Here is a 17,509-nt window from a genome sequence, read left to right on the forward strand (position 1 = left end):
AATAATAAAGGGCAAAAGTCAAATGAAAAATCACAAAAGACAAATGACAAATGATAAATGACAAAAAAATGAAAGTGTTACAAATTGTTCCCTCAATTTCTCTAATTTACGGTGGGCCTAGTCAAATGGTACTAGGATTAGCTCCAGCCTTAGTAAAAGAGGGAGTAGAAGTTACAATTCTCACAACTGATAGTAATGGCGATAATGGTCAAACACCTCTGGATGTTCCTTTAAATCGCCCAATTAAACAAGATGGCTATGAAATAATTTACTTTCGTTGCGCGCCGTTTCGTCGCTACAAATTTTCCCTCGATTTATTAAACTGGCTAAAACGTCACGCTCATAAGTTTGACATAGCACATATTCACGCTCTATTCTCGCCAATAATTAGTGCTGCTGCTCTTGTATGTCGTCAGCAAAAGCTACCTTATATTTTCCGTCCTTTGGGTACTCTCGATCCGGCTGATTTACAAAAGAAAAAGCAATTAAAACAGCTTTATGCTGCAATTATAGAACGTCAAAATTTAGCTAGTGCGGCAGCAATTCATTTTACCAGCGACCAAGAAGCTAAAATATCAGAACGATTTGGAGTATCTACACCAGATTTGGTGATTCCCTTGGGTGTGATTCCCCGTCAATCTTCTATTAAAAATGTATATAGTCAGTTAGAAATACCAAAGGATGTACCATTGGTGCTGTTTATGTCACGAATTGACCCGAAAAAAGGGTTGAATTTGTTGATTCCGGCATTAGAGAAACTGTTAGCGATTGGTTATAAGTTTTATTTTGTCTTAGCTGGGACAAATCCCCAAGAACCAGATTACGAACAAAAGATAATATCCCAAATTCAAAATTCACCATTGCGATCGCACACTACAATTACAGGTTTTGTCTCTGGTGAACTCAAAGTTAGTTTACTACAAGCTGCTGATTTATTTGTCTTACCTTCCTACTACGAAAATTTTGGGATTGCTGTAGCTGAAGCGATGGTAGCAGGTGTACCTGTAGTCATTTCTGACCAAGTGCATATTTGTCAACAGATACGTGATAGTGAGTCGGGTTGGGTAGGCGCAACGGATGTGCAAGCATTGGTAGAGTTACTACAAGAAGCTTTGCAAAATCCCGCAGAACGTCAACGGCGGGGATTAAACGCTCAAAAGTATGCCTTGGAAAATTTTAGCTGGGATGCGATCGCAAAGCAAACAATCCAAGCCTACCAAAAAATTCTCACAAACAAATGAATTTAACCCAATGCAGATAAAAGCAGTTTTTGCCAAATAGGTGCTAGAACCGCTTTCACAACGATATCCGCAATCACAAAACCAATTCCAATCAACATATAAGTTTTCGGAAAGGGAGACTTTGGAACTTCGCCTCTGATGCGAGTTATTAGATTTAATCCTAATGCAGCTAGAGCCACCCCAGTAGCGATATATCCGATTATTCGCAAAATTGACCAGGGATACCATCCTAAAATAGCTGCTAGCCAGGGTTTAGCACTAACTTTTACTAATTTTGCAACATAAAAATTCATGTAGTTTAGCATCCAAGTACCAAATATCAATGCTGCACTACTTAAGGTGACAACGCAGAGAATACAAAAAATTCCGTAGTGCAATAAATGGTCTGGTAAAAATAAACGGATTGTTCCTTCCATACCTTCTCCCGTGCGAATCCAGTGGAACATTTCTGTAGTGTATGACTGTCCACGAAGGATAACTTTTGCTGCTGTTTGTGGCGCGATTGTTGTTGCGATAATCACGGCAATACTCTGCAAAACTCCCCACAGTAACATCCACCAAAAAGCACTTTTATATTCTTGACGACGCACTTGTAAAAAGAAAATGGGATAGGATATAGCAGCACCTAAAATTGGCATCAACCAAGGAACTCCAAAAACAAAACTCGTAGTTGTGCTGAGGATAACACCAATCGCTAAAAAGGTTAGTATCATCATAAGTTATTCAAAAATAAGAAATATTTTGTAGTCTTTATTCTCAATACTTGCTTTATAAAATTAATTTTTAACAGATTATAAATTTTTCAAAATCTTGTATCTATGCTAAAAAAAAATTTCTCGTAATTCTGCAATAATGTGGAAATATTGCAACTCAATAAGCCTAGACCTGCAATAGCTTGTAGTCATCTATCGCCCTGATATTTGCAATCCTCTATGTAAATAAAAATCTATAGGGAAGACATATTAATTAAATGCATATATATGAACTTTAGTCAATAGAATTATTGGCATTTGTCCGGGAAGAGGGTAAAGAAACTTAAAATCCTTTCCCTTTAACCTTTACCCTTTCCCCTAAGAGTGCAAAAATATATTTTTGCAAGAGGTCTAATAGTTTTTACCTCTCTTTCTTCCGTTATCCGAGAGCGCTGATAACCTAAAATTTTGTTTCAAACTGCTAAACTCCGACTGGGAAATAGGGGTTTTATGTCATGATGGCATACTAGAATATATATGCTTTTCTAACTACAGGGAATCTCTCATGGCTCTCCGTCTAGGTGATACAGTACCCAACTTTACGCAAGCCTCAACACACGGCGACATCGATTTTTACCAATGGGCAGGTGACAGCTGGGTTGTGCTGTTCTCTCACCCTGCTGATTTTACACCTGTTTGTACAACAGAACTTGGCACAGTTGCCAAGCTTAAACCAGAATTTGACAAGCGCAATGTCAAAGCGATCGCACTCAGCGTTGATGACGTAGAATCCCATAAAGGCTGGGTGGGAGACATTGAAGAAACTCAAAGCACCACTCTGAACTACCCAATTTTAGCGGATGCAGATCGCAAGGTTGCCGATCTGTACGACATGATCCACCCGAATGCTAATGCGGCTGTGACAGTGCGATCGGTTTTCGTGATTGACCCCAATAAGAAACTCCGCCTGAGTTTCACCTATCCTCCTAGTACAGGACGTAACTTTGATGAACTTTTGCGGGTGATTGATTCTCTGCAATTGACTGATAATTACAGCGTGGCGACACCAGCTGACTGGAAAGATGGAGAGGATGTTGTAATTGTCCCTTCACTTAAAGATCCAGAAGTACTTAAAGAGAAATTCCCCAAAGGTTATGAGGAAATCAAACCCTATCTGCGGATGACTCCTCAGCCTAACAAGTAAATCTGAAAATGATTTCAGATAAAAAATCAAAGGCGCAAAGTTATAATTTTGCGTCTTTGTCTTTTCTTTGTCTTTTCTTTGTCTTTTTGCCTGAGAATATAGTCAGTGAGCTAGGCATCTGAAGCTGGAGGAAATCCCGATGTTCTCATCTCCTTTGGTTTTGCAAATTCCGTCATCAATGCAAATGACAGACGAACAATTTTTTGAGTTCTGTCAGATGAATCGTGACTTACGCATTGAGCGCAATAAATTTGGAAAATTGGTAATTATGCCTCCTACTGGTTCAGAGACAGGAAACCGAGAAGGTAACAATTTTATCGAACAGAATACATAATATTATACCAATTTTAAAAAAGAATGCGACAGATACATACTCCCAAACCTTTGTTCTGTCTAGCTTCCCTAATTTTGAATTTTGAATTTTGAATTTTGAATTGGTATTACTTGTTGTACCAGGCTTTTCGCCACTGTTGCATTTGTTTAATTTCTATATCTTGGGCTTTCACAATTTCTTGGGCTAATTTCTTGATTTCAGGTCGCTTAGACTTACTTAAGGCATCTTGCGCCATTGTTACAGCGCCTTCATGGTGAGGAATCATCGCATTGATAAAGCGCAGATCAAATTCTGCATCAGCTGCACCTAAATCTTGACTCATCATCATAGTCTTCATTTGGTCAGATGACATTTCCATCATGTGGTCCATTTGACTGTTGTAAGCCATTGGTTTATCTCCCGCCTTGGGATACCAAGCTTGTCGCCACTGCTTCATCTGAGTGATTTCTTGGTTTTGCGATTTGATGATATTGTCTGCTAGCTTTTTGATTTGAGGGCGTTTTGATTTCTGCTGCGCAACATTTGCCATTTCCACAGCCCCTTGATGGTGCGGTGTCATAGCGTCGATAAATCGTAAATCAAAATTAGCATCGGCTGGGCCTAAATCCATTCCCATACTGTGATTCATCATGCCACCACCATGATTCATCATCTGCTTGTCATTAGCATTGCTGGTGGTTTCCTTTGGCGCTTGGCTTTGGTTCTGGGAAGCAGTATTGCTACAGCTTGTAATGAACCCACTAGTTGAAGTGATCGCAACAAAAGTTAGCGCTAAAAAGCCATTCCTGAAAAATAGCAGTTGCATAAATCTTACTTAACATATTTCTAATTTTAACTATCTAATAATCCAATGAAATTAAGATAAAATTTAAAGATTCCCAACAACTTATTTTTACAAAGCCAGGGATCTTGTTTCTCATTGCACTGATTGCTCATGCCTATACTCGGTACATAGGAGATTTCTCGGGTTTACGAGCGATCGCTAATGTCTGAACCTACTACTGTAGAATCGATTGCTGACGCTATTTCAGAAAACTAAGTTATTTTGAACAAGAACGTTTACGTGCCGAAGAGGCAGAAGAACGGACTAAACAAGCAGAGTAAGAAATAGATCGACTGCGGGAGGCTTCACGTTTACAGGGCATCGACCTAGAGAATATTCGATTGCATTAGGAGATTAATTAAATACATTTTCAAGTTAAAATCTAGTAATAAATGTGTAAAAAAGCGTAATTTTCTGAAAGTAGGGCATCGTTTGCAAGCAACAGAAATTAAGGATCGGTTAAAGTCCCTTATCGAGCAAGCCTCCTCGATAGATCATAATCTAGCGAGAAGATTAGATGAAATCAATCGTTGGGTAAAAGACATCAAGCCAGGTTCTCTGACTGCAAAACCCTTTGTAATTGCCTTTCTGCTAGAGGTAATTACAGATTCTACAATTTGGCTGATGATTAAATCCTTACCTTCAGAAGAGGAACAAAAAGCAAAGTTCGAGATGATGACGCCAATTGAGAGATATTGGTATGGTTATCTCTTTCCCAGATGGTTCAATGCAAGTGACTCCAAGTTTTATATTTGGAAACAAAAATTGATGGCAGGCGAGTTTAATCAGGTTGATAATGATATCATTAGATCGATAGCTCAAGATATTGTTCAGCGAGAAGGTAGTTTTTGGCAGCGTTATATAGCCGACCTTTCTATGGCAACAGACTTAATTGTTAGTCGTAACAATCAACCACTGTGCATTCAAGTTACCAGTGTTAGTGAAGAACTCAATCACCAAAAGTACGAAGCTTGGCAAAATACACTGCGATCGTGGGAAATCGAGAGGGGGCTGTTCTTAAGTTACAATCCCAAAGATGCTAATTTTGTCAACCAGTTAGTCAACGTGGCCCTGTATAACAGTGATTACCTTTCTGGTGGCAAATATTTAAAATTTTCGTGACTTTTCAGGAATTTCATATTTCAGATTTGTGTCTAGCCTATATACTTACGTGCTAATTACAGCTTTTATGCCTAATAAGAGAGAAACTCACTGCAACAATCAAGTAGATACATTTGCTGAAGCTTTAGCGACGGCGCGACAAATGCAGCAAAACTGGCTAACTTATGGAGTTGATTTTGTCAATATTTACGTTGAAGATGTGGAGGGAGACTGGCTAGAAACGTGGGGACATGACGAAATATTAGGTAGTTTTCAATTAGATACTATTAAAGAATTTCTGGTCAGTAATGATAATGTAGCTGTGAGGGTAAGAGAACATTTAAGAGAGCGATCGCTGTTTGATTTTGCCGTAAACTTAGATGAGGCTTGGAGAATTTCTCAAACCAATGACAGGTTATCTGCTGTAATACACTTGTTAGCTGGTGAAGGGAATAGTGTTGATACAGATGACATCAGGTTATTGGATTTAGCAAATACTCTTGTTGGAAAGTTAACAGAGATTTTGTGAAATTTAGAATTGCGTAGTGGTAGAGTAAATTTTGAACTCAAGGGTTTTCATGTTTTATTTTGGTTGCTATTGGGTGGTATATAGGCGATCGCTTTTCCAGATAAGCTTTAATAATCTTTGAGATGTGCAATCTTTATCACCGTTAGTAGTAACGGTTGATTCTGAATTTGGTAAATAATGCGGTATTCACCCAAACGAACCTTATACAGCCCTTCAGTATCCTTCAATGGATGAGCATCTTCTGGATGTGGATTTAATGCTAGTTCCTCTAACTTTTTCGCTAGTCGTTGCTGCACCTCTAAGTCTAATTCTGTAATTTTCTGCACCGCTGAAGGTGCTAATGCTACTTGGTAGCTCATATCCCTAACTCTCTTTTAATTTCTTCAAAGGGTTTTGTCCCCAGCCCTGCAATTTCCTCTAATGCTGTATAAGCATCTCTTGCATCAGCCTCATCTAACTTTGCTTCAATTAGCTCATGCATCTGCTCTGTTGAGGTAATTTCAATCCCTGGTTCTTCTCTAAGTTTGTCCGTTAATGCATAAAAAGCTTCTCGATCGTCTCGATGTTCCAACACATAAGCTCTTAACTCTTGTTTAGTCATCCCTTGAAAATTTACCTTAGTCATAAATATCTTACCCTCCCATTTGGCAATATTTCTACTTCAAAGCTTTGTCCAGCCAGAATGTAAATGCGTGTTGTCCGTTCATCTAATCTCACCAAGTAAATTGGTAGGTACATCTGAGTTAAATCCTGACATACCTTAAATAATTCAATTGCTTGTTCATTAGTTGGTTTCATTCAGCATAATTAGCAAAATCTCAGTAAAAAATCCCCAATTTGTAGAGTGCCTTATTAAGGCACTGTCTATTAAAGCCAATTCATAGAAGACATAGCTCCCTAGCAACATCGAGTCTATGTGTGATTTAGAAATTTGATAGAGACTACTGATGCACAATAATGGTGTCTCGGTTTATTTCAATATAGGAATGGTGCTTAAACAATTCAACTACAGATTGGAAGTTAGCTATAAATAGGGATTTCAATTCTGAGTTATTAATATTCCCCGTGGTGATTAAAAGTAATTTATAAGGTTCTTAAACCGTTAAAAAAGAGTTGACAAAATCCACATCTTTGGTAATTAAAATTCGATTTTATTGAATTGATACGGCATTAATCTCATTATCTGGCGTAGCATTTTCTTGTGGTAAGTCTCTGGTGTGGATCGTGTCATAACCTGAAGTTTTGAGAAAACGGGCAAGACGAACTGGTAACTGAGCATTGTTCTCATATTCTAATTCAAGATGCGAACTGACTAGAGTCCATTGCGATCGCACTAAACTAGATGTTAAAACTTTGGGTGTATTGACTTATACGCAAATTACCTCACTTGTAGGGCTATTGCACAGATTTAACCCTCTTCAAAATGCACCATAACCACGTTAAGCTGAATTAGAGTGGCAATTTATTGCGCTTTTTAACATGAAAATCTCTGTTCTTGTCAAAATTTAATTTTTTCTGCTTGAGAAACCCGGAATGCTAGACCGAATTTTTGATTACCTCGACTTTCATTTCAGCCTTGAAGCCCTTATAGTTCTGGCGATCCTGGTGCTTTTAGAGGCGTTGTTATCTGCCGACAATGCGATCGCCCTCGCTGCGATCGCTAAGGGGCTGGAAAACGAAGAACTTGAGCGTAAAGGACTCAACTTTGGTTTAGTCGTTGCTTACGTGCTGCGAATCACCCTGATTCTCACTGCTACTTGGGTACAACAATTCTGGCAATTTGAATTATTGGGCGCTGCTTATCTGCTGTGGTTGGTATTCCAACACTTTACCTCGGAAGAATCTAAGGACGAACACCATCACGGCCCGCGTTTTAATTCATTGTTGCAAGCCATACCCGTGATTGCATTTACAGATTTGGCATTTTCTTTGGATAGCGTCACAACTGCGATCGCAGTTTCTCAAGAAAAATGGCTAGTGTTAACGGGTGCAACAATTGGTATTATTACGCTGCGATTCATGGCGGGATTGTTTATCCGTTGGCTAGACGAATACGAAAACCTAGAAGACGCAGGCTATGTAACTGTAGCGTTGGTGGGCTTGCGTTTGTTATTAAAAGTGGTCAACGATAGTTTAGTTCCACCAGAATGGATTATGATTGCTGCTATCTTCCTGATTTTAGGCTGGGGATTTTCTAAGCGCGTTAGTACTGAATTACCCCAAGTAGAACCAGAAAAGAGCGAACTTTCTAAATAATTGAGGAGGAAGGAAGAGTTAGGAGTTATTAATTATTATGAGTTTTTAACTTTGGGACTTCCAACAAATAAATTCTTCAATCTTGTGGGGTGGACATCTTGTCTGCCCAAGGCTTGGGGCGATCGTGTCGCCCACCCCACAAAAAGTAGTTGAGTATTTTTTTATTTGGAGTTCCCTTTTAACTCCTAACTTTTAACTCCTAACTCCTAACTTCTAACCCCCCATTACTCGTGCAACCAAGGCGTTAAGTGTGGTTGCCAATTGACTAATTCTTCATCCTTAAACCATAGGGCTATTTCCCGTTGCGCGGTTTCTTGAGCATCAGAACCGTGGATTAAGTTGCGACCAATATTCAGACCAAAATCGCCCCGAATCGTTCCTGGCTCTGCTGTTAAAGGGTTCGTCGCACCAATAATCTTTCTAGCAGATGCAACGACACCATCACCTTCCCATACCATTGCTACCACTGGGCTAGAAGTGATAAATTCAACTAGACCAGCAAAAAAGGGACGTTCCCGGTGAACATCATAGTGTTGTTCAGCCAATTCTCGACTGACTTTTAGTAACTTTAAACCAACTAGGGTAAAACCTTTAGTTTCAAAGCGACGGATAATTTCCCCCACTAGTCCCCGCTGTACTCCATCAGGCTTAATTGCTAAGAATGTACGTTCCATTGCTATCTCCCAAAGCTTAATAAAGTTTTTATCTTGTCATTTGTCCTTCGTCCTTTGTCGTCCTCTGTCTTGAGTACAAGGGTTTTGCACTAATGACCAATACTTCGACTTCGCTCAGTACAAGTGACTAATGACCAATGACTAATGACTAATGACATACGACTCTTGACCAATCAGAGTTTATCTCAGAAATTATCCTTGGGTGCATATACGTTCCGAAATGAATGCGCTAAATTGTTAACTCGTGGGTGAAAAACAGAGGTTAGGAAGAAATGGGTGTTGAGTCAACTGCTACATCTGACGAGGTGGTACAAGTACCGTCCAATGGACAAAAAGAAGTGAAAAATCACAAGCACAAAAAACTGTTACCACCGAGTTCTACCACAGGAGATTTACCTCGCTCCTGGAAAATTGAGGATAGCGAAGCCTTGTACCGCATTGAAGGATGGGGACAACCTTATTTTTCCATTAGCGCTGCTGGTCACGTTACCGTGTCACCCAAGGGCGATCGCGGGGGATCTCTTGACTTGTTTGAATTGGTCAACTCCATGAAACAGCGCAACTTGGGACTTCCCATGTTGATTCGCTTTTCCGATATATTGGAAGACCGGATTGAGCGGTTGAATGCTTGTTTTGCCAAAGCGATCGCCCGCTACAATTACCCTGGTGTCTACCGTGGTGTGTTTCCCGTCAAATGCAATCAAGAACGGCATTTGATTGAGGATTTAGTGAAATTTGGCAAACCCCATCAATTTGGTTTAGAAGCCGGTTCCAAGCCAGAATTAATGATTGCTCTAGCTATTTTGGATACACCAGGAGCATTGTTAGTTTGCAACGGCTACAAAGACCGAGAATACATCGAAACGGCAATGTTAGCCCAAAGACTAGGGCAAACACCAATCATTGTCTTAGAACAGATTGAAGAAGTTGATTTGGTGATTGATGCCAATCGCCAGTTAGGTATTAAACCGATATTAGGGGTTCGTGCTAAACTCAGTACTCAAGGCATGGGACGTTGGGGAACCTCTAGTGGCGATCGCGCTAAATTTGGTTTGACAATGCCTGAAGTCATCGAGGCTGTTGACAAGTTACGCGAAGCTAACTTGCTCGATTCTTTGCAGTTGATGCACTTCCATATCGGCTCACAAATCTCCGCCATTAATGTGATTAAAGATGCTATCCAAGAAGCCAGCCGCATTTATGTGGAATTGGCAATGCTGGGAGCTGATATGAAATACCTTGATGTTGGTGGCGGCTTGGGCGTAGATTATGATGGCTCCCAAACCAACTTCTATGCATCGAAAAATTACAACATGCAGAACTATGCCAACGACATCGTGGCAGAGTTAAAAGATACCTGTGCAGAGCGGCAGATTGCCGTACCAACACTGATTAGTGAAAGTGGACGAGCGATCGCTTCCCATCAGTCGGTACTGATTTTTGATGTTCTTAGTACTAGTGATGTTCCTCTCGACAACCCAGAACCTCCACAAGAGGGAGAATCCCCAATTATTAATTATCTTTGGGAAACTTACCAATCCATTAACAAAGAGAATTATCAGGAGTTCTACCATGACGCTACACAATTCAAAGAAGAAGCCATCAGCCGCTTCAACTTAGGAATTTTACGCCTCAGAGAACGAGCTAAAGCCGAACGTCTCTACTGGGCTTGTTGTCAAAAAATTCTTACCATAACTAGACAGCAAGAATACGTACCAGATGAACTAGAAGACCTAGAGAAAATCATGGCTTCCATCTACTACGTGAATATGTCAGTGTTCCAATCGGCACCAGATTGCTGGGCGATCGATCAGCTATTCCCGATTATGCCAATCCACCGTTTAGATGAAGAACCAACACGGCGAGGAATTTTAGCAGACCTCACCTGCGACAGTGATGGTAAAATCGACCGCTTTATTGACCTGCGCGATGTCAAGTCGGTTTTAGAATTGCACACCTACAAGCCCGGAGAACCCTATTATTTGGGAATGTTCTTGAATGGAGCTTATCAAGAAATCATGGGCAATTTGCACAACCTGTTTGGCGATACCAACGCCGTTCACATCCAATTAACGCCCAAAGGCTACCAAATTGAACACGTTGTCAAAGGTGACACCATGAGCGAAGTAGTAAGCTACGTCCAGTATGACTCCGAAGATATGGTGGAAAACATTCGCCAGCGCTGCGAGAAAGCATTAGAAGAAAAGCGCATCACCCTAGCGGAATCTCAGCGACTACTGCAAACCTACGAGCAGAGTCTTAGAAGATATACGTACTTAAATAGTTAGGAGTTAGGAGTGAAGAGTTAGGAATAAAGTTAGGAGTTTAGAAGTGAAGAGTTAGGAATAAAGTTAAAAGTTAGAAGTGAAGAGGGAAATATGAAATAATAACTCCAAACTCCAAACTCTTAACTCCTAATTCCTAACTCCTAACTTTAATTTGTATTCGTTCCTAACAATTCCTCTATCGCTTGTCGCTCAACAGGGGTATGTGATGGCGGTGTCTGACGGGCATCGGTAATCAGCCAGTCTAAAGCAGCAGCTTGAACATCGATCGCAGCGCCAGTTTTATCTACGCAATAACGTCCAAATACCAGCTTATCAACTAACCGGACTCCAGGGCCCAGGCGCGACCATTCAAAAATGACGCTGTTTTCCACTGTTGCGCCACTACATATCCAACAATTGGGGCCAATCATAGCTGGGCCGACAATTTTAGCTCCGTCTTCGATTCTCGTCATTCCACCGATGTAAACTGGGCCTGTGATATCCACTTTGTCCCAATTTACGGCGACATTTAAGCCAGTGTAAATACCAGGGGCGACTTCATGACCAGGAATTTGCACATTTTTGATTTCACCCAGCAGCACACCACGAATCGCCCGCCAATAGTCTGGGACTTTACCAATATCTACCCATTCAAAGTCCATAGGAATGGCGTAAAAGGGGGCTTTGATTTCTACCAATTTGGGAAACAATTGGCTACCAATGTCATATTCAACATCAGAGGGAATATAGTTAAAAACCTCTGGCTCAAAAATGTAAATACCTGTGTTGATGTTGGTGCTGAGGGCTTCTTCAGTTGAAGGTTTTTCTTGGAAAGCTTTGACCCGTCCCTCTTCGTCAGTCACAACCACACCATAGCTAGAAACTTCTTCCTTCGGAACAGATTTAGTGATAATAGTAGCGATCGACCCTTTAGCTCTATGCCATTTAACCGCCGCAGTTAAATCCAGGTCAATTAAAGCATCACCACATAAAACTACAAAGGTATCATCAAAAAACGGTGAGAAGTCTTGGATGCGCCGCATCCCTCCAGCAGAACCTATCGCTTCGCCTACCAGTTTTCCGTCGTCATCAATTTTCCCTTCAAAGGAATAGGCAATTTGCACCCCAAACCGTTGACCATCACGGAAATAGTTTTCTATTTCCTCAGCCAAATGACTAACATTGACTAGAATTTGGTCAAATCCATGATGGCGTAACAGTTCCAGCAAAAACTCCATCACTGGCTTTTGCAGGATGGGCATCATCGGCTTGGGCATAGTGTACGTAATCGGACGCACGCGAGTACCCTTGCCAGCCGCGAGAATCATCGCTTTCATAAAAATTTATTCCTCAACCACAAGCCAGTTTACTTTCATTGAGTGATACTTAACCATCAGTTTTTATTTCTGCTCTAAGTCATCCCTCAGAATAGGGATAACAGGAATTTAGCGTTTATTACAACCATCGATATACTTAGATGACAAGCGATCGCTTATCTTTTCAATTTACTCGGATTTTAGGGCTAAATCAAAAATCTATGACAATGTAGGAAGCAGCCTTGAAGGTTCCCCCCATGAGCGACTGCCGTGGAAACCCCCACAACGCGCTGCCTCCCTCCTTTGTGCGTTTAAACTTAAACCTTTAATTCGCCACGAATTTACGGGCTTAGTTCATCGGATTCTCAAAAGGTTTGCCGATATTAGCTGAATCTCTAATTAAGCGAATTTTAATTTCATGATAAAAGTCCTCTTGAAATAGCTCTACTTTCGATTGAGCCGAGAGTAATAGTAGTGCCCAGAAAACGCTAACTAGGTTACTGTGTTTAGACTCATGTCCAGACCTATGTCCAGACCCATTTTGGTTAAGAAGCTTTGTCTTAGTCCATAATTCTACAAGTTGTTCTAAATTCAACCAATTTTGTTCTAAACTTAGCTCTCTTGCCGACAATTTCAACACCTGCTCCAGTTCCCCAGCGACTTCTGTCAGATTTTCTTGGTGAGCTAACTCCAGCGCCTCTCGCATACTTTGAACGCTAGGTTGACGCCTGGGACGGATAGGTTTGCTGACTTTTTCTACCAGTTTCAGTTGGTTAGCCATAATCTGCAATTGCTCAATTAACTCTTGCAGAGTCACCCGGCGCTTTGGTGGTGGCATTGCCGCTGGACGACGACGTAATTGCCGTTCTAAGGGTAGACGATGACCCTGATGTAATACACCGTCTTCATCTTCCAATAGGACATCATCTTCTACACCATCTTGTGCATCTCCTACTGTTGACAATTGCATCAAGGTATTTGCCTTGAATAATACCAGCATTGATGCTGATAAAAATGCTTGTCCAGATTGAGACAAGTCCGCTTCATAGCCTCTTATTATTGCCCCCGGTGCCATCAGTTCTAAATAGCGGTCAATCACCTCGATCACTTGGACATCCCAAGGATCAATTTCCCCCTGCTCGGCTTGGTAAATCAAAAATGTGATTGTTTCTAACAGCTCGGAAGCTTCCATCAACAGGCTCTAAGTTAATTAATGAGAATCAAAAGACTGTAAATTCAAGACTAAACTAATTGACTATTGGCAAAGCGTATACTCTATACATTCGCTTGCGCTTCTTTTTTTCAGAAATTGCCTGCTGGCAATATCCTTTAAAATTTGTAATCGATCACCATTGTGAATTGTGAGATTAGATTGTGCAACTTTTGACCTTGGGCATTGGGCATTGGGGAGCCACTGCGGTCTTGGGGTCTCCCCAAGTGGAGCAAGTGGCGTCATTGGGAATTGGGAAAGAGGAGGCAGGAGGGAGAAGTTGTACAATGTTTGAATTTTGAATTTTGAATTTTGAATTTTGAATTGATTTCTCCCCTGCCCCCTTAATCAGGAGGCGAATCATGGGCAATAGTGACAGTTGAGACAAAATCACTCGGCTTGCCGCTCTTAATCGCATCGAAAGTGCCCTTAATAGTACCAGCAATTGGAACAGCAACAATTGTCCCTAACAAGCCAGCAATCTCAAATCCCATTAGAATAGCTACAAAAATCCAAATGGGATTGAGTCCGATAAAATTACCGAGTATCCTGGGAGCTAACAAGTTATCTTTAAGCTGCTGCATGAGAATTGCCGCGATCGCAACTTGAACTGCTAACCACCAATTTTGCAGTAGTACTAAAATTGTCACCAGACCAATGCCGAGAGACGCCCCAATAAAGGGAATGAGTTCTGAAATACCGATTAAAATGGCAAACAACAGGGCAAAAGGCACCTTTATGACTAAGAAAATTGGTGTCAGAGTTAGCACCATGAACAATCCTAGTAACAGCTGGCCAAGGAAGAAGTTCTGAAAGTTTAAGCGCAAAGATGTGGTGAGGGGATCTCCAATGTTAGAGGGTAAAAGATTGATCAGACCATACCAGACGCGATCGCCATATAAAAGCATATAAAATGCAAGCACAATGACTAACACTAAGTCAACTAATCCAGAAAGTAGTGTTCCAGCAAATCCTACTGCACCAGAAGCTAGCTGTTGCACTACATTTTGAATGTTGGCATTGATTTGACTGCTCACAACCCTCAGATCGATTGGCAAACGTCGTTGCTTTGCCAACATCTCAAACTGCTCTAGGTTTGCTTGACTAGCGCCTAACCAATCAGGAATTTTATTTAACAGTTGGATTGTTTGGTCAACGATCAACGGCACTAGGGTAACGCCCAGAATCCCAAGCAGGGTTAATGTTGCAAGTAAAACTATAATCACCGCCTGAGTGCGCGTGATCCGGGCACGTTCAAAGAACTTAACCGGGTAATTGAGCAGAAAAGCCAGAATCGCCGCAATGCTCAAAACAGTAATGGGATGCTGGAAATAGCGAAACAGCAAGGATAGTAGCCAGATATTGAGAGCGATAACTGGACCGCTCAGACCATAAATTAACAGACGTCGAAGGGAGGTCGAACGGCGCATCTGACGCAACCTATTTTAAATATTTCTTGAGAGAATTTGTAAAATTCTTGATGGCACTGATTATCATCATAGATATTTTTAACAAAGATATATATAAGCGTATCTGATAGCAAGGAAACAAATCACAATGGACAAAACTGTAGCTGGCCTTCGCAAAGACTACACCTTGGAAGGCTTGAGCGAACTCGAAGTAGAACTCAATCCTTTTATCCAATTTAAAAAATGGTTCGATCAGGCTCTAGCAGCACAACTCCCTGAACCGAATGCCATGACCATTGCCACAGCCACACCAGACGGTAAGCCTTCAGCCAGAATGGTGCTGCTTAAGGATTTTGATCGACGGGGCTTTACCTTCTTTACTAACTACAATAGTCACAAAGGACAAGAATTAGCAGAAAATCCCCAGGCCGCTTTAGTCTTTTGGTGGGCAGAACTGGAACGTCAAGTCCGAATTTCGGGGTATGTGGAGAAAGTTTCCGAAACTGAGTCTGACCAATATTTTCACAGTCGCCCAGCTAACAGTCGCCTGGGTGCATGGGTATCTAATCAAAGCGAGGTCATAGAAAGTCGAGAAGTCTTAGAGCGGCGCTTGCAAGAGTTTCAAAGCAAACATGAAAATCAGGAGATTCTTCGACCACCTCATTGGGGCGGCTTACGAGTTATCCCTACAGAAATTGAGTTTTGGCAAGGACGCCCTAGCCGTCTGCACGATCGCTTGCTCTATAGCCGTTTAGATAATAGCACTTGGAAGATTGAGCGGTTGTCACCCTAAAGAAGCAGGGGTAGCAGCACTTCGGCTTCGCTCAGTGACCGGGAGGTAGAGGAGACAAGGGGACAAGGGGGAATTCTTAAACAAGTCTCTCCCTTGTCTCTCTCCTCTTCCTTGTCTACCTTGTCTCTTCTCCATGCCCAATTCCCAATGCCCCGCATCACATTACCACTGGGCGATCGCATCTTGAATTGCTGCCTTTGCTTCTGATAGAGATTGGGTACGGGCATCACCTTCATTCAGGCTGTTAGCGTTAATAAATTGAATATCTGTAATCCCAATAAAGCCGAAAATTGCCCGCAGGTAGGGTTCTTGGAAATCATAAGCAAGAAAAGGAGATGTCGCGCTAAAGTCACCGCCGCGAGCTGTGATGATAACTGCTTTTTTGCCCTGGACTAACCCCTTAAAACCTTGAGCATCTAAGGCAACAGTTCGGTTAATGCGAACGATTTGGTCGATGTAAGCCTTAAAGGTGGAAGGTATATTGAAGTTATACATTGGCACTCCAAAGACGTAGCGATCGGCTGCCAAAAACTCATCAACCAGTTCGTCAGAAATCCTAAGTGCCTCAGTTAATTCTGGAGTATGGGTTTCTGGTGGTGAAAATGCCGCCGCAATCCAAGCTTCATCAACGTGAGGAACTGGGTGATGCCCTAAATCTCGATAGGCATAGGCGATCGCATCTTCAGGATGTGCTGCCTTCCAAGCACTGACGAATTCCTTAGATAATTCTCTGGAGTGCGATCGTTCACCACGAGGGCTGGAATCAATATGTAGAATGTTTACCACAAATATCTCCTGATTAACTAGGATTTCTGCTTTTACTTTTTTTGAATCTTTATCTCAAAGCATTACATCAGATACTAAAAGTAACTAGTTACTAAAGTAAAGTAGTTACTTTATAGTAACTATCGGATAATTTTGGCTAACTTATCGATGTCTGCTTCTACAAATCCTGATGCTTGCCCAATCAGTATTTTGATGTCCTTATTATCGGGGCCCTGGACAATGTACATACTATGGGTGTTGTGTAGTCGCGGCCCTATTCGCTTTGGTGCATTGAAGCGCCAAGTAGAAGGCATATCAACTAAAGTGCTGACAGAAAGACTGAGGATGCTTGAGGCAGCAGAAATTATTTATCGCCAGTATGAACCAACTATCCCACCTCAAGTCACTTACGGTCTTACAGAACGCGGACAGGAACTCATTGAAATCCTTCATCAACTCAATGCACTTGCTGAACGTTGGTATGGCAGCGAACAACGAGAACATAGCAATAGTAATGTTTGATATGATGTTCTGCAAATTGCCCATAGTTCTCGCATTATCCCTACCCAACCCTTACGGCACTTGCTTTATGCAGGGAAGTTGTCCACCGCAGTGCCTCACTTTGGCAAAGTGAAGCACTGCGGCAGGGTGGGTGGGGTAGTTATTATGGGTGTAATTGAGCAGACTTGATATGATTGTAGGAACTTTGGATTAAAAAAACGCAAAACTCCTTTTTGAAGGGACTACAAGCCTCTTTAAAAAGGCTGTACTGGTCGTTCCGGTCCCTCAGTTTTGGGGGGTTTTCCGATGGTTGGTGGTGGTTTTGGTTTTGATATTTTTGGTTTTGATTTTTTTTCAGAGTCATCCTTTGGTTCTTGGTTATCACTCATTTTGA

20 protein-coding genes and 1 pseudogene are annotated in these 17,509 nt (G+C 41.4%); 9 read left to right on the plus strand and 12 right to left on the minus strand.

Annotated features, from left to right (window positions below; translation table 11 throughout):
* Positions 1-68: 68 nt before the first annotated feature.
* Positions 69-1,241 carry a hormogonium polysaccharide biosynthesis glycosyltransferase HpsP gene (hpsP, locus tag RM368_RS03230; protein WP_322692716.1) on the plus strand — a complete coding sequence of 391 codons (1,173 nt, stop codon included), beginning with the start codon at positions 69-71 and terminating at the stop codon, positions 1,239-1,241.
* Between the two features lie 2 nt (positions 1,242-1,243).
* Here hpsP and RM368_RS03235 read toward each other — a convergent pair whose 3' ends face one another.
* Positions 1,244-1,957: a hypothetical protein gene (locus tag RM368_RS03235; RefSeq protein ID WP_322692717.1), complete on the minus strand. Its 714-nt coding sequence runs from the start codon at positions 1,955-1,957 to the stop codon at positions 1,244-1,246.
* A 541-nt stretch (positions 1,958-2,498) separates the two neighbouring features.
* On the opposite strand from RM368_RS03235, the gene RM368_RS03240 reads away from it, so the two are divergent.
* Complete coding sequence (locus RM368_RS03240; RefSeq protein ID WP_012412697.1) at positions 2,499-3,137, plus strand: peroxiredoxin; 639 nt, start codon at positions 2,499-2,501, stop codon at positions 3,135-3,137.
* A 139-nt stretch (positions 3,138-3,276) separates the two neighbouring features.
* Positions 3,277-3,447, plus strand: a pseudogene (locus RM368_RS03245) (Uma2 family endonuclease); the annotation flags it as partial.
* A 130-nt stretch (positions 3,448-3,577) separates the two neighbouring features.
* On the opposite strand, the gene RM368_RS03250 reads toward RM368_RS03245, so the two are convergent.
* A complete protein-coding gene (locus tag RM368_RS03250) occupies positions 3,578-4,276 on the minus strand; it encodes a DUF305 domain-containing protein (protein ID WP_322692718.1) in 699 nt (232 codons plus the stop codon).
* A gap of 450 nt (positions 4,277-4,726) precedes the next feature.
* Between RM368_RS03250 and RM368_RS03255 the strand changes: the two genes are divergently transcribed.
* Together RM368_RS03255 and RM368_RS03260 are read left to right on the plus strand one after the other, a co-directional pair.
* Positions 4,727-5,416, plus strand: coding sequence for a hypothetical protein (locus tag RM368_RS03255; RefSeq protein ID WP_322692719.1), 690 nt, complete (start codon positions 4,727-4,729; stop codon positions 5,414-5,416).
* A 67-nt stretch (positions 5,417-5,483) separates the two neighbouring features.
* Positions 5,484-5,924, plus strand: a complete 441-nt coding sequence (locus RM368_RS03260; protein WP_322692782.1) for a hypothetical protein — start codon at positions 5,484-5,486, stop codon at positions 5,922-5,924.
* A 107-nt stretch (positions 5,925-6,031) separates the two neighbouring features.
* On the opposite strand, the gene RM368_RS03265 is transcribed toward RM368_RS03260, so the two are convergent.
* The 4 genes from RM368_RS03265 to RM368_RS03280 all read right to left on the minus strand — a co-directional run bounded on the left by RM368_RS03265 (position 6,032) and on the right by RM368_RS03280 (position 7,258).
* On the minus strand, positions 6,032-6,283 hold the full coding sequence (locus RM368_RS03265; RefSeq protein ID WP_322692720.1) for a type II toxin-antitoxin system RelE/ParE family toxin: 252 nt from the start codon (positions 6,281-6,283) through the stop codon (positions 6,032-6,034).
* A complete protein-coding gene (locus RM368_RS03270; protein ID WP_322692721.1) occupies positions 6,280-6,549 on the minus strand; it encodes a DUF6887 family protein in 270 nt (89 codons plus the stop codon). Before RM368_RS03270 ends, RM368_RS03265 begins: the two co-directional genes overlap by 4 nt.
* Positions 6,546-6,722 carry a DUF6888 family protein gene (locus RM368_RS03275; RefSeq protein WP_094347859.1) on the minus strand — a complete coding sequence of 59 codons (177 nt, stop codon included), beginning with the start codon at positions 6,720-6,722 and terminating at the stop codon, positions 6,546-6,548. The genes RM368_RS03270 and RM368_RS03275 overlap by 4 nt, the downstream gene beginning before the upstream one ends.
* A 353-nt stretch (positions 6,723-7,075) precedes the next feature.
* Positions 7,076-7,258 carry a hypothetical protein gene (locus tag RM368_RS03280; protein ID WP_322692722.1) on the minus strand — a complete coding sequence of 61 codons (183 nt, stop codon included), beginning with the start codon at positions 7,256-7,258 and terminating at the stop codon, positions 7,076-7,078.
* 199 nt (positions 7,259-7,457) lie between these two features.
* On the opposite strand from RM368_RS03280, the gene RM368_RS03285 reads away from it, so the two are divergent.
* A complete protein-coding gene (locus RM368_RS03285) occupies positions 7,458-8,180 on the plus strand; it encodes a TerC family protein (protein WP_322692723.1) in 723 nt (240 codons plus the stop codon).
* Between the two features lie 224 nt (positions 8,181-8,404).
* Here RM368_RS03285 and ndk read toward each other — a convergent pair whose 3' ends face one another.
* Entirely contained in the window at positions 8,405-8,854 is a 450-nt protein-coding gene (ndk, locus tag RM368_RS03290) for a nucleoside-diphosphate kinase (protein ID WP_322692724.1), read from the minus strand.
* Positions 8,855-9,126: 272 nt separating this feature from the next.
* On the opposite strand from ndk, the gene speA reads away from it, so the two are divergent.
* Entirely contained in the window at positions 9,127-11,142 is a 2,016-nt protein-coding gene (gene speA / locus RM368_RS03295; RefSeq protein WP_322692725.1) for a biosynthetic arginine decarboxylase, read from the plus strand.
* Positions 11,143-11,288: 146 nt separating this feature from the next.
* Here speA and RM368_RS03300 read toward each other — a convergent pair whose 3' ends face one another.
* The 3 genes from RM368_RS03300 to RM368_RS03310 form a co-directional block, all read right to left on the minus strand.
* Positions 11,289-12,458: an NDP-sugar synthase gene (locus tag RM368_RS03300; RefSeq protein WP_322670766.1), complete on the minus strand. Its 1,170-nt coding sequence runs from the start codon at positions 12,456-12,458 to the stop codon at positions 11,289-11,291.
* A 328-nt stretch (positions 12,459-12,786) separates the two neighbouring features.
* Complete coding sequence (locus tag RM368_RS03305) at positions 12,787-13,629, minus strand: ScpA family protein (RefSeq protein ID WP_322692726.1); 843 nt, start codon at positions 13,627-13,629, stop codon at positions 12,787-12,789.
* 362 nt (positions 13,630-13,991) lie between these two features.
* Complete coding sequence (locus tag RM368_RS03310; protein ID WP_322692727.1) at positions 13,992-15,077, minus strand: AI-2E family transporter; 1,086 nt, start codon at positions 15,075-15,077, stop codon at positions 13,992-13,994.
* A gap of 127 nt (positions 15,078-15,204) precedes the next feature.
* Between RM368_RS03310 and pdxH the strand changes: the two genes are divergently transcribed.
* On the plus strand, positions 15,205-15,849 hold the full coding sequence (gene pdxH, locus RM368_RS03315) for a pyridoxamine 5'-phosphate oxidase (RefSeq protein ID WP_322692728.1): 645 nt from the start codon (positions 15,205-15,207) through the stop codon (positions 15,847-15,849).
* A gap of 162 nt (positions 15,850-16,011) precedes the next feature.
* On the opposite strand, the gene RM368_RS03320 is transcribed toward pdxH, so the two are convergent.
* Positions 16,012-16,635, minus strand: a complete 624-nt coding sequence (locus RM368_RS03320) for an FMN-dependent NADH-azoreductase (protein WP_322692729.1) — start codon at positions 16,633-16,635, stop codon at positions 16,012-16,014.
* A 192-nt stretch (positions 16,636-16,827) separates the two neighbouring features.
* Between RM368_RS03320 and RM368_RS03325 the strand changes: the two genes are divergently transcribed.
* Complete coding sequence (locus tag RM368_RS03325) at positions 16,828-17,136, plus strand: helix-turn-helix domain-containing protein (RefSeq protein WP_322692783.1); 309 nt, start codon at positions 16,828-16,830, stop codon at positions 17,134-17,136.
* A 233-nt stretch (positions 17,137-17,369) separates the two neighbouring features.
* Here RM368_RS03325 and RM368_RS03330 read toward each other — a convergent pair whose 3' ends face one another.
* Positions 17,370-17,504, minus strand: coding sequence for a hypothetical protein (locus RM368_RS03330; protein ID WP_322692730.1), 135 nt, complete (start codon positions 17,502-17,504; stop codon positions 17,370-17,372).
* Positions 17,505-17,509 lie beyond the last annotated feature (5 nt).

This window comes from Nostoc sp. DedSLP03 (assembly GCF_034530815.1).
Classification (GTDB): domain Bacteria; phylum Cyanobacteriota; class Cyanobacteriia; order Cyanobacteriales; family Nostocaceae; genus Nostoc.

Coding starts and splice junctions, on each gene's coding strand:
- RM368_RS03275 (WP_094347859.1), bottom strand. CDS start 6,722: ATGAAACCAACTAATGAACAAGCAATTGAATTATTTAAGGTATGTCAG.
- hpsP (WP_322692716.1), top strand. CDS start 69: ATGAAAGTGTTACAAATTGTTCCCTCAATTTCTCTAATTTACGGTGGG.
- RM368_RS03310 (WP_322692727.1), bottom strand. CDS start 15,077: ATGCGCCGTTCGACCTCCCTTCGACGTCTGTTAATTTATGGTCTGAGC.
- ndk (WP_322692724.1), bottom strand. CDS start 8,854: ATGGAACGTACATTCTTAGCAATTAAGCCTGATGGAGTACAGCGGGGA.
- RM368_RS03265 (WP_322692720.1), bottom strand. CDS start 6,283: ATGAGCTACCAAGTAGCATTAGCACCTTCAGCGGTGCAGAAAATTACA.
- RM368_RS03300 (WP_322670766.1), bottom strand. CDS start 12,458: ATGAAAGCGATGATTCTCGCGGCTGGCAAGGGTACTCGCGTGCGTCCG.
- pdxH (WP_322692728.1), top strand. CDS start 15,205: ATGGACAAAACTGTAGCTGGCCTTCGCAAAGACTACACCTTGGAAGGC.
- RM368_RS03330 (WP_322692730.1), bottom strand. CDS start 17,504: ATGAGTGATAACCAAGAACCAAAGGATGACTCTGAAAAAAAATCAAAA.
- RM368_RS03325 (WP_322692783.1), top strand. CDS start 16,828: ATGTCCTTATTATCGGGGCCCTGGACAATGTACATACTATGGGTGTTG.
- RM368_RS03250 (WP_322692718.1), bottom strand. CDS start 4,276: ATGCAACTGCTATTTTTCAGGAATGGCTTTTTAGCGCTAACTTTTGTT.
- RM368_RS03305 (WP_322692726.1), bottom strand. CDS start 13,629: ATGGAAGCTTCCGAGCTGTTAGAAACAATCACATTTTTGATTTACCAA.
- RM368_RS03285 (WP_322692723.1), top strand. CDS start 7,458: ATGCTAGACCGAATTTTTGATTACCTCGACTTTCATTTCAGCCTTGAA.
- RM368_RS03260 (WP_322692782.1), top strand. CDS start 5,484: ATGCCTAATAAGAGAGAAACTCACTGCAACAATCAAGTAGATACATTT.
- RM368_RS03235 (WP_322692717.1), bottom strand. CDS start 1,957: ATGATGATACTAACCTTTTTAGCGATTGGTGTTATCCTCAGCACAACT.
- RM368_RS03270 (WP_322692721.1), bottom strand. CDS start 6,549: ATGACTAAGGTAAATTTTCAAGGGATGACTAAACAAGAGTTAAGAGCT.
- RM368_RS03240 (WP_012412697.1), top strand. CDS start 2,499: ATGGCTCTCCGTCTAGGTGATACAGTACCCAACTTTACGCAAGCCTCA.
- speA (WP_322692725.1), top strand. CDS start 9,127: ATGGGTGTTGAGTCAACTGCTACATCTGACGAGGTGGTACAAGTACCG.